The sequence below is a fragment of the Burkholderia sp. SIMBA_062 genome (assembly GCF_046534765.1).
GTDB lineage: Bacteria > Pseudomonadota > Gammaproteobacteria > Burkholderiales > Burkholderiaceae > Burkholderia > Burkholderia ambifaria.
Genome location: NZ_JAWRYD010000062.1, coordinates 1 through 11,905, shown reverse-complemented (window position 1 = coordinate 11,905; position 11,905 = coordinate 1). Strand labels below are relative to the sequence as shown.

At 66.2% G+C, this 11,905-nt stretch carries 5 protein-coding genes; 3 read left to right on the top strand and 2 right to left on the bottom strand.

Annotated features, from left to right (window positions below; genetic code table 11):
* A partial coding sequence (locus tag SB786_RS34810) for a beta strand repeat-containing protein (RefSeq protein WP_410731372.1) occupies nucleotides 1-2,138 on the top strand: 2,138 nt, incomplete at its 5' end.
* A gap of 180 nt (nucleotides 2,139-2,318) precedes the next feature.
* Nucleotides 2,319-3,692: a TolC family outer membrane protein gene (locus tag SB786_RS34805; protein WP_410731371.1), complete on the top strand. Its 1,374-nt coding sequence runs from the start codon at nucleotides 2,319-2,321 to the stop codon at nucleotides 3,690-3,692.
* Between the two features lie 114 nt (nucleotides 3,693-3,806).
* Here SB786_RS34805 and SB786_RS34800 read toward each other — a convergent pair whose 3' ends face one another.
* Entirely contained in the window at nucleotides 3,807-7,421 is a 3,615-nt protein-coding gene (locus SB786_RS34800) for a YadA-like family protein (protein WP_410731370.1), read from the bottom strand.
* Between the two features lie 984 nt (nucleotides 7,422-8,405).
* Here SB786_RS34800 and SB786_RS34795 point away from each other — a divergent pair.
* Nucleotides 8,406-9,221, top strand: a complete 816-nt coding sequence (locus SB786_RS34795) for a response regulator (protein WP_410731373.1) — start codon at nucleotides 8,406-8,408, stop codon at nucleotides 9,219-9,221.
* A gap of 24 nt (nucleotides 9,222-9,245) precedes the next feature.
* Here SB786_RS34795 and SB786_RS34790 read toward each other — a convergent pair whose 3' ends face one another.
* Nucleotides 9,246-11,435, bottom strand: a complete 2,190-nt coding sequence (locus SB786_RS34790) for a TonB-dependent siderophore receptor (protein WP_410731369.1) — start codon at nucleotides 11,433-11,435, stop codon at nucleotides 9,246-9,248.
* Nucleotides 11,436-11,905: the final 470 nt, after the last annotated feature.

Below are 11,905 nucleotides of genomic sequence, written 5' to 3'. Positions count from 1 at the left end.
GTGCCACCGACCACATCACCAACGTCGGCACGCTGAACGTCACCGGGATCGAAACCGGCGCCACCGTCCAGTACAGCATCGACAACGGTGCACATTGGAACACGAGCTTCAGCGCCGTCCAGGGCGTGAACAACGTGCAGGTCCGCGAGATCGATGTCGCGGGCAACACGTCGTCGGCTACATCGCTGAGCTTCACGCTCGATACGTCGGCCGCTGCGCCCGGCGTTGCGTTGACCACCGATTCCGGCAGCAGCGCCACCGACCACATCACCAACGTCGGCACGCTGAACCTCTCGGGCATCGAAACCGGCGCCACCGTCCAATACAGCGTCGACAACGGCGCGCATTGGAACACGAGCTTCAGCGCCGTCGAAGGCGTGAACAACCTTCAAGTCCGCCAGATCGACATCGCGGGCAATATCTCGAATGCGACGAGCTTCAGCTTCACGCTCGACACCGCCGCACCGTCGACGCTGTCGTGGCAATACACCGGCCACACGGTGACGGCGACCACCGACACGTCAGATGTCTGGAAAGTCCTGGTCCACGACAACACGCACAGTGGCGATTACACCGCAACGCAACAAAGCGCCGGAACCTGGATCGTCTCGCAAGCGAGCCTCAACAATGATTCCCTCACCGTGACCGAGTGGGACACCGCGGGCAACTCGCGCTCGTTGACGCAGACGGCGCCTGCCGGCGCCGCCGGCTCCGAGATCAACCTCGCACTCGCCGATCCGTCCGGCCACGCGGCCGACCTCGCGGTGACGATCGCCGGCATCCCGTCCGGCTGGACGCTGAACGCCGGCACCGACCTCGGCAACGGCACCTGGCTCGTGCCGACGAACGACCTCGGCGCGCTCACCATCACGCCGGCCGCATCCTTCACCGGGGCCACCGTGCTCACGGTGACCGAAACCTGGACGGCCGCGGACGGCAGCCACGCCGCCGCCACGATCGCGGACAACGTCGAAGCGTACGTGGCCAACGCGCCGATCTTCGCATGGTCGGGCGACGACCAATTGACTGGGTCCGCCGGCCACGACCTGTTCGTGTTCTCGCAGCCGATCGGCAACGACACGCTGCACACGTTCGACCTCGCCGCCGACAAGATCGATCTCGTGGGCTTCTCGGGCATCTCAAGCTTCAGCGACGTCCAGGCGCATCTGGCAGACGACGCGAACGGCAATGCGGTGATCACGCTGGGCGACGGCGCCACCATCACGGTAACGGGCGTGCATTCGGCCGACCTCACCGGCGACAACTTCGTGTTCGACCAGGAACCGGTCGTACAGAACGCCGGCGTCATGACGGTGAGCGACGGCGCGATGCTGCCGATCGGCGGGACCGTGGAGAACACGGGCACGATCGCGCTCGGCTCGACCGGCGACATCACCCGCTTCGAAATCCTCCCGAAGAGCGCGACGCTGGAAGGCGGCGGGCACGTGACGCTGTCCGACGACGGCCACAACGTCGTGTTCGGCAGCACGCCGGATGCCACGCTCGTGAACGTCGACAACACGATCACGGGTGCCGGCCAGCTCGGCGCCGGCCAGCTGACGCTCGTCAACGAAGGAACGATCGTCGCCGACGGCGCCAACGCGCTCGTGATCGACACGGGCACGCACGCGGTCGCCAACGCCGGCACGCTCGAGGCGACGGGCAGCGGCGGCCTCGTGATCGAAAGCGCCGTGAACAACACGGGCAACCTGTGGGCCAACAACGGCAACCTGACGATCCACGGCGACGTGACGGGCGCCGGCAGCGCGACGATCAGCGGCGGCGCAACGCTCGAGTTCGGCGGCGCGTCCGCGGAAAGCACGACGTTCGCCGATGGCGCGGCGGGCACGCTCAAGCTGGACCACTCCGCCGGCTTCACCGGCACGGTCAGCGGTTTCGGCGCCGGGGACGCGCTCGACCTGACCGACGTGCTGTTCGGCGATCACACGACGCTGAGCTTCGCGGCCAACGACACGGGAACGGGCGGCACGCTCACGGTGAGCGACGGCGCCCACACCGCGCAGGTCGCGCTTCAAGGCAATCTGTCGGGCGGCAGCTTCCAGCTCTCGCACGATCAGGGCAGCGGCACCGTGGTCACTTACGTGCCGCCGCCGCTGCCGCACGTTCAGGAGGTTTGAGCCGCTTGGAATACCCCGTGATCGACGTCCGACGGACAAACTTTCCTCCGGATCGTCGTTCGCGGCAGTGTGTGTGATGCATCTGTCGCGATGGCCGGCTGCATGATCGCCGGCATCGCGCAACGTTGGATCGTGCCCAAGGCTGGCTGCATACAACCGTCGGGCGACAGGAACCAGTCGATGAACAGGAACTGCCCTCTGCTTGCCGTGCTCGCATTCGCGTCAGCGCTCGCGGGCACCCCCGCGCCCGTCGCCGCGCAAAGCCTGCAGGATGCGGTCGAGCAGGCGATCCGGACCAACCCCGAAGTCCTCGCCACGACACACAACCGGGAAGCGGCGGATCAAGGCCTGAAGCAGGCGCGAGCCGGCTACCTGCCCCGCGTGGACATCGACGCGGCGATCGGCAAGGAGCAGCGCGACGATGTCGAAACGCGTCTGCTCGGCCTGAACCGCACGACGTTCACGCACCGGACGGCCAGCGTGACGTTGTCGCAAATGCTGTTCGACGGTTTCGCGGTCAGGAGCGAAGTGGCGCGGCAGCGGGCACGCATCGACTCGTCCGCGAATCGCGTCGCGTCAACCTCGGAGGACGTGGCGCTACGCGTCGTGGGCGCGTATCTGGAAGTCCTGCGTCGCCAGGAAACGGTCGCCGCCGCCACCGACAACCTGGAGTCCCACCGCCGGATCCACGATCAGATCAAGCTGCGCAGCGACCGCGGCGTCGGCCGGCGCGCCGACCTCTACCAGGCGGAAAGCCGGCTGGCGCTCGCGCAGGACAACTTGCGCTCCGAGCAAAGCAACCTGAAAGACGCCGAAGTGGCCTACGCGCGGCTGGTGGGCGTGCCGCCGAACGTGCTCGTCAAGCCGGTCGCGCCGGAAGCCGCGCTGCCGGCGACCGAACGATTCGCGCTGGATACGGCGCTGGCGAACCACCCGTCCCTCGCGGCCGCCGAGGCGGACGTCGCGCAGGCCAATGCGCACTATGACGCGGCGAAGGCCGCACTCTGGCCGCGCATCGATCTGGAGCTGAGCGCGAGCCATGACCGTGACGGCGTGCTCGGTCCGACGAACGACCGCCGCGTGATGCTGCGGTTGCGCTACAACCTGTTTCAGGGCGGCGCCGACAAGGCGCATATCGGCGAAGCGCATGCGCAGATCCGGGAGGCCGAGGAGGACCGGAACCGCACGCGCCTGGAGATCGCGGAAGGCGAATCGCACGCGTACAACGCGTACGTCACCGCACGCGACCGGTTGGTCGTGCTCAAGCAATACGTCGATTCCAGCGCGTCGACGCGCGAGGCGTACCTGTTGCAGTTCGGCATCGGTCAACGTTCGCTGCTCGACCTGCTCAACGCGGAGAACGAGTATTACAGCGCGCGCATCGACTACATCAGCGGCCAGTACGCGGAAGTGGCGAGCGCGTACCGCGTGTTCGCCGGGATGGGGCAGTTGCTCGACACGCTTCACGTCGCGCGGCCGGCGCAGGCGTGGGGCGCCGGCGGTGTGCAGCCGGCGGTGGCCTTCGACCGGCGCGCATTCGATTCCGGCAAATGACGAGGCCCCGAGGGCGCCATCGCGCCCCGGGGCCCTTCAGTCGTCGACGTTGCCCGCGGCGTCGGGCATCGTCCGCATGCCCGATACCCGACGTTCAACGTCCTTCGCGCCGCATCAGAACTGATAGCCTGCGCCCACCACCGCGCCGAAATCCGACCGCGCATTGCCCGTCACCGACGCCTTGACGACCCAGCGATTGCTCTCCGTCACGTACGAATACCCGGCCGCGAAGCCTTGCTGCCCGTGATAGTTCGACGTCGCCGCCGACACCATCGAGCGCCCGGCCCCCGTCGGCTGCGGCAAACCGGCCACCGCCATCGCCGACGCCACGCCGCCGTACATGTCCTTCTTCAGGTCGTTGAACGAGTTGTACACCTGCCCGATCCGCTGGTCGGTGTAGCCCTTCGCCTGCGTCGACGCGGCATTGAGGTTGTCGTTCAGCTGCTGCACGTTCACCGCGTCGGTCGGCGCCGTGCCGGCCGCCACGTTCGTGACCTGCCGTTCGTTGCCCTTCGCGCCGACCGAGAACGAATTGTCGCGATCCGCAATGGAGCCCTGGCCGACCGCCACCGCGTTCTTGCCGGTCGCCGTCGCCGTCGAGCCGATCGAACCGGCATCGGCACGCGCGATCCACGTCGTGTTCGCATCGGTTGCCGCCGTACGGATCCGGTCGTTGGTCGCCGCCGTCTTCAGCGCGTCGTTGAACTGGGCCATGTTGACCGCGTCGTTGGCGTTCACGCCCGCCGCGACACCGGTCAGCACGCGGTCGCCCGCCGTGCCGGAAAAGTTCACGCTGGTGCCGCCCGAGTCCTTGCCCACCGTGATCGCGCCTTTCGGGTCCTGCTGCTGCACGAGCCCGGCCTTGCCGTTCGCGATGTTGGTGACGTTGTCCTGCAGGTTCGCGATATCGGTCGTGTTCTTCGACACCTGCTGGTTCGTCGCGTAGAGCTGCGAGCCGTTCACGGCGTCCGTGCTGGTCGCGCTCAGCGTGCCGGCCTTCACGTTGGTGATGCGCGTGCCACCCGCGCCGCCCAGCGTGATCGAGCCCTTCGAGCTGTCGTCGTACTGCACCGCGAGCGCGCCGAGCTGGTCGAGGTTCGACTGCACCGACTTCAGCTGCTTCACGTTCACCGCGTCGGTATCGTCGGTGCCGGCCGCGACGTTCTTCAGCACGACCGCCGCGTTCGGGTTGCCGCCGATCAGCGAGACCGAGTTGAGCCGGTTGCCGTTGCCGTCGACGTCGTACTTGACGACGTTCTTCACGGCCTCGCCCGTCTGGTTCGACACCTGCGTGATCTGCTGCTCGAGATCGGACTTCACGCCGTACAACTGGCCGCCGTTCACCGCGTCCGTGCTGCCGGCCGCGACGTTGCCGTCGGCGACGCTGGTCAGCTTCGTCGGCGCGCCGCCACGCGCGGCGTTGTATGCGCCGAGCGTCGGGTCGAACTGCAGCGCATCCTTCTGCAGCCCGGCGATCGCGGTCGTATTGCCGGCGATGTTCGTTTCGGCATTGCCGATTCGCGTCTCGTGATTCCCGAGCGTCGTCGTGTTGCTGCCGACACGGCCATCGAGGTTCGTCAGCGCGTCGCCGACATTGTTGAACGAATCGCCGCCGATCTTGTACGCGGGCGCCGCGATCGAGCCGTCCGTGTTCGCCGTCGCACCGCCGCCGAGCGCGGCTGCCGTGCCGTCGATCGCGCGGCGCAACTGCGCGCCGTTCACGGCGTCCGTGCTGCCGTTCGACACGTTGCCTTCGGCGACGTTGGTCACACGCACCGGAATCCCGCCGTTGCCCGCGCCGAGCGAAACCTGACGCTTGCTCGCATCGTCGTACTTCACGGCGAGCGCGTCGAGCTGGCTCGTGCCGTCGTGAATCGCCGCGTTCAGCTGGGCGACGTTGACCGCGTCGGTGCCGTTCTGGCCGGCCGCGAGGTTGCCGATGCGTTGCGGGCTGGTGCCGCCGTGGCTCGCATCGTAAGTGCCGAGGCTCGGGTTCCATTGCAGCGCATCCTGCTGCAGCGCGGCGATGTTGCCCGTGTTCGTCGTCACCTGGTCGCCGAGCTTCGTCACGCTGTTGCCGACGTTGGCGATCGACTGGTTCAGCGTATCGGTCGCCTTGCCGAGCTGGCCGACGTTCACCGCGTCGTTCGCGCTCACGCCGTCCGCGACGTTGTGCAGGCCGACCGGTGCCGGCGCACCCTGGCCGCCGAGCGTGACGCCGCCATGCGCATCGTCGTCGTACTGCACCGCATTCTTCGTCGCGTTGCCGATCTGGTTCGTGATCGACGTGCTCAGGTTGCCGATCGTCGTGCTCACGCTGCTGGTCACGCTCGTGCTGAGCGACGCGAGGCCGCTGCCCAGTTGCCCGACGTTCACGGCATCGTGCGCCTCCTTGCCGTCCGCGACGTTGTGCAGCGTCGTGCCGTTCGGGCCGGCGAACGTGACCGAGTCGAAGCCGCTCGCGCCGTCGTATTTCACGTTGCGCGCATCGGCTGCCTGCAGGCCGCCGATGTTCGACGCGGCCGTGCTCAGCGATGCGTTGAGGCTGGTCACGTTGTTCTGCAGGTTCGTGATGTTCTCGGCGGCCGTCGACAGCGATGTCTGCAGCGGTGCAACGCTGCCTTTCAACTGGCCGACGTTGACCGCGTCCAAATCGGCGACACCGGCCGCGACACCGCTGATCGTCGTGCCGTTGCTGCCGTCGAGCGCGATCGCGGCATGCGAATCGTCGGTGTATTTGACGACGTTCTGCGTCGCCGTCACGATGCTCGTGCTGAGGCTGTTGCCGACGTTGGTCACGCGCTGGTCGACGTTCGCGATCGACGTCGACAGCGTATTGCCGACGGAGGTCACGCGTGCGTCGACGTTGGCGATGCCGGTGCTGAGCGTGCTGTTCACGTTCTTCAGCTGCTGGACGTTCACGGCGTCCGTATCGGCCGCGCCCGCCGCGACGTTCTTGATCTGGCGCTCGTGGCCGAGCGAACCGAACGAGACGGCCCCGCCGACCGGTGCCGCCGTGCCGCCGAATACCGGCGTGCCGCCATTGTTCGCCCCGACGCTGCCCGAGCCGATCGCGACCTGGTTGTTGTCGTTCGTCTGCGCGCCGGCGCCGATCGCGACGGATTGCGTGCCGCCCGCACGGGTTTGCGTCGCCGCATCGTAGGATGCGCCGCTCGATACGCCGTCGCTCGTGGTCGGATTCGCGCCGCCGATCGCAATCGAGCGATCGCCGCTCGCAAGCGCCGAGTGACCGAGCGCGATCGAACTCGTGCCATGCGCATCGGCGACGTTGCCGAGCGCCATCGAGTAATCGCCGATCGCGGCGGACTGACGGCCCACCGCGAGCGCCGTATTGCCCTGCGCGACGGCCACCGTGCCGATCGCCGTGGCCGAGTTCGCCAGTGCCTGTGCGCCGACGCCGATCGCGATGCCGCCGCCGCTGCCGGAGCCGCCCTGGCTGCCCGCGTTCGACTGGTCGCCGATCGCGATGCCGCTGGAGCCGGCCTTCGCATTCGTTCCAGACGTGAAGTTCTTGCTGCTTGTCGCGACGAACGTGCCGCTCTTCGTCGCGACGCACAACGGGTTCGTACCGTCGATGCACTGCCCGTTCAGCGCGTTGTCCGGATTGCCGCGATCGACGAAGTTGTCCGCGTGTGCAGCCCCCGCGACCAGCACACCAGCGCTTGCGAACATGGCGGCGACGAGCGCCGAAATCTGGTTCCTCTGCATTTTTTGCTCCGTTTTGTGTCTTTGGTTTGAATTTGGACTACTTACTTTTATTCACATCTTCGACTTCAACTTCGAACTCGATGCGCGATACGATGCCCGGGCTCGCCGCTCGGTCGACGGCCCGTTCCGCTCATTCGATAACAACCATCAGGAATACAAAATGACTGCCATGGACGAACTCGTCCCTGCTGATTCTCGCGAGTCAACCTGCTGTCATTGACATTCCGAATTGAATGTCGCGCGCGGCGCGACCCACCCCGTTTCTTTTATTTCATCTGCTGCACGCGAACGGCTTTGTGTCCACGTCGATATTGCGGAGGCGACGGACGTAGTCACGAATACGCGTCGGCGCGCATCAGTTGATGCAACTGACTCCAATCCTGCAACGTCCGCCACCGTATGCCGGAGGTCCAACCCGTCGAATCCATCCGGCATCCAAAGTTCGGACGAATTATGAGACACGCTCCCCGCATTAGAGAAGGCGGCATTCTTTATAGATTGCAAAATCCAATATTTTCAATGGTTTATGTTAAAAACACCGAACTCGCAAACGATTTCGTATTGCCGCGCTTAATAAAAATGTTTTCCCGGAAGGATAAATACTTTGCTGGAGCGCGGCGCCATTAAAGGCAATCTCGCAAAAAATTGCAAAATACCGACAACGGATTCAATGTCAGCCCCGACTCGCATCCCGATAATAGAGATCGGCACTCTAGCGAGAATCGAGATATCCCCCTACAATTCCGCTCGCATCGATTCGGCAGCGGCAATCCTCCGCCCCTTTATCGGCTCAGCGATCAAAAGAAACAACGCCGAGTAATGCGCCGACATACTGCCTGCCGTGCAGTCCGGCGAAGTCCGCTTGTCGATGCGAGCGTACCGTGCGTGTTCGCGAAGCCATGTCGCGGCTTCCGACGATTTTCCCGAACCGGAATCGACCGCGCACAGGAACGCTGCCCGCAGCCTTTCCTGAACAGGTACACGATGTCGCCATCGACCGCCGCATTGAATCATGCCCATATCCTGATCGTCGACGATCAGCCCGACCAGCTCCGTTTGCTGATCGATATCCTGCGCAGCACCGGATGCCGGATCAGCATCGCATTCGACGGCGTGCAGGCCTGCCAGCGCGCGCAGGCACTCATGCCGGACCTGATCCTGATGGATGTCCGGATGCCGCGCATGGACGGTTTCACCGCGTGCCGGCGGCTTGCGGCCAATCCGCTGACGAGCGCGATCCCTGTCATTTTCCTGACGGTGGCCGGCGACTTGCACGAGCGCGTCGAAGGGCTCGAAATCGGCGGCGTCGATTATGTGGTGAAGCCGTTCGAGCCGATCGAAGTCCTCGCGCGAATACGCGTGCAGCTCGCGCGGACGAAACGGCCATTGCCGATGGATGCGCCGGCCGCGCACGACCCGTTTGCGACGGGCAAGGACGACGACATCATCGTGCGCGCGGCCATTCGGCATCTGTCGCGCACGCTGAACGATCCGCCGACGGTCGAGCAGCTCGCGCGCGCGGTCGGCACGCACGAGAAGCGGCTGTCGCGCGCGTTTCGCGACAACCTGGGCCAGACGGTGTTCGAATATCTGCGGCACGAGCGCCTGCGCATCGCGCAGGATCTGCTCGATACGACGTCGCTCAGCATTGCGAGCATCGCGAAGGAGATCGGCTTTTCCACGCCGGCGAATTTCGCCACCGCGTTCCGCGAACGGTTCGGCATCACGCCGACCGAATGGCGGCGACAGCGCGATGCGGCCGGGCGTGATACTGCCCGGGAACCGCAGCGCGACGTGTAGTCGGGCCCGGCATGGCGGGTACGGCTACCAGTTGTATTTCGCGCTGGCCAGCACCGTGCGCTCGTTGCCGAACACGCACACCGCGTAGGACTGGCAGCCGCCGACGTAGCGGCGGTCGAACACATTCGCGACATTCAGCGCGAATCGCCAGTGACGCAGCTCGTAGTGCATCGCGAGATCGTACAGCGTGGTGCTCGGCACCGTCAGCGAATTGTCCGGCGCACCGGCCGACGCACTCTGGTAGCGCACGCCGGCGCCGATCCCGAGGCCCGACAGCGCGCCGGTGTGCCAGGTCCAGTCCGTCCACAGCGACGCCATCTGCCGCGGCAGCGGCACGGACACCGGCCAGTTGTTCAGCGAGGCATCGTTCGCCTGCACGTTCTTGACGTCCTGATAGACGTACGACGCGACGATCGACAGCTCCCGCGTCACGTTCCCGACCGCGCTCAGTTCGATGCCGCGCGAACGCACCTTGCCGGTCTGCACGGACGACGTACCGGTGGGGTCGAGATTGGTCGGCGTCGGCGTCAAGACGTTGGTCTGGTCGATCCGATAAACGGCCGCGGTGAGCATCAGGTTCCGGCCGGCCGGCTGCCAGCGCAGCCCGGCTTCGGTCTGTTTGCCGCGCGTCGGTTTCGGCAAGCCGCCGCCGTACATCCGCACGCCGATCACCGGATCGAACGATGTCGAGTAGCTCACGTAGGGCGACCATCCCGCATCGCCCTGGTAGGTAAGCCCGACGCGGCCTGAAAACGCACTGACGTCCTGCTGCGTGCCGATGCTGGCCGCCCGGTCGTCGAAGCGTGCGTTCACGCGATCTTCGCGGCCGCCGAGCGTCAGCGTCCAGCGGTTCCAGCGAATCTGGTCCTGCGCGTACGCGCCGAGCGAATTCATCGCCGTGTACTGATCGACGTGGCCGAGCGACGTGCGCCCGGAAAAGATCGCGGCCGTCACCGGACGATAGACGGGGTGGTACAGATTGAGCGACGGCGCGAGCGCGAGCCACACGCTGTTGGTCGTCGTCTGCCGGTCGAACTGCAGGCCGAGCAGCAGCGTGTGCTCGAGCGGGCCGGTGGCGAAGCGCGCCTGCGCGCGATTATCGATGTCGAGCCGGCTGTAGTTCAACTGGAACAGGCCCGCGAACCGCATCATGTTCGTCGTGCTGCCGGGCAGGAGGCCGTTGCCGAACACCGTCGCGTCGTCGAGCGACAGGCGCGACCAGCGCACGTCCTGCCGCAGCGTCCAGATCGGGTTCACGCGATGCTCGAGCGCATAGCCGAGCGACCATTGTTTCTTCCGGTAGTCGTTGAACGTCGGGTCGCCCATGTAGATGTCCTGCGACAGACGCCCGTTCCGATTCGGCAAGACCGTGCCCGACGCCGGGAGGAAGTTCGACGAAATGTCGCCGTGATCCTGCAGGAACGAAGCGGACAACGTCAGCGACGTGTCGGCCGTCGGCCGCCAGCGGAACGACGGCGCCACCGCGACGCGCCGGTCGGCGTTCGGGCCGGTCACCGCATTGCCGTCGCGCGCGATGCCGACGAAGCGATACGCATACCTGCCGTCCGCATCGAGTGTGTCGCCGATGTCGAGCATGGTCTGCTTGCGTGCATCGTTGCCGATCTGCACGCCGGCTTCGCGCACGCGCTCGCCGTCGGCGAGTTTCGTGTGCGCGTCGACGATCGCGCCCGGCTCGCCCGCGCCGTACAGCACCGACGTCGGCCCGCGCAGCACGGCGATCGAGTCGATCGTGTAAGGATCGACGCGCCAGTTCGCGATGACCGCCGTGTTCGGCGCCGCCACGCCGTCGACATACAGCGTCGGCGTGAAGCCGCGCAGCGCCGCATACCAGTCGGTCCGCGTATCGGAGCCGAACGTCGCGAAACCCGGCACGTAGCGCAGCGCCTGGTTCAGGTCGGTCGCGCCGGTCATCTCGATCTGCTGTGCGGTCACGACGTTGGTCGTCTGCGGAATCTCGGCGACCGGCGTGTCGGTCCGGGTCGCGGTGGCGGTACGCAACCCGACCAGCCCGCGCGACGCGCGACCGGCCGCGCCCGTCACGTCGATCTTCGGCAGCGTTGCCGCCGCATCGGCCGCAGGCGTTGCCGCCGCGTTCGATGCCTGCGCGTGCGCGCCGCCCGCGGCCGCCACGCACAACGTTCCCCCGGCCGCGATCGCGATTGCGCGTCGCACCGAACCTGTTGCAGTTCCCATCGTTTAGCTAGTGTCTCCGTCGTGCTGCCCGCGTGCCGCGCGCCCGGTCGTGTTTCGTTGCGGGGCTGGCCGGCGGTGCGGGCCTGTCGCGCACGAGTCGGTGCGCGTCGTTCGATTGCGTCGTTTTTGAGCGCCTGAATGATATCGGCGGAACGTTGTGCGGTCTTTAGCAAAAACACCTGCGAGCGCGAGATCGTTCACCGCGTGCCCGCATTGCCGCCACGCCCACGCAAGCAAGCGTCGAGAACGACGCGACCCATGCCGCGCGTCGCGCAAACCGCTCGTTCAGACCTGGGAGGCTGCTCGTCATCGTGTCGTTCCCGAATTCCTGTCGTTCGTGGCTTCACCGGCATGGGCTTGCTGCGGCGTGCGGACCGGGAGGGCGATATAAAAGGTTCTTCACGGATTAGCGTGAAGGCGAGGCCTAAAAGGAAAGCGGTGCCCGAAGGAATAGACTGGTTGTGCGACCA

Bases quoted from the DNA above. Each gene is read 5' to 3' on its own strand.
- SB786_RS34790 (WP_410731369.1), bottom strand. From the start codon at position 11,435: ATGGGAACTGCAACAGGTTCGGTGCGACGCGCAATCGCGATCGCGGCC.
- SB786_RS34800 (WP_410731370.1), bottom strand. From the start codon at position 7,421: ATGCAGAGGAACCAGATTTCGGCGCTCGTCGCCGCCATGTTCGCAAGC.
- SB786_RS34805 (WP_410731371.1), top strand. From the start codon at position 2,319: ATGAACAGGAACTGCCCTCTGCTTGCCGTGCTCGCATTCGCGTCAGCG.
- SB786_RS34795 (WP_410731373.1), top strand. From the start codon at position 8,406: ATGTCGCCATCGACCGCCGCATTGAATCATGCCCATATCCTGATCGTC.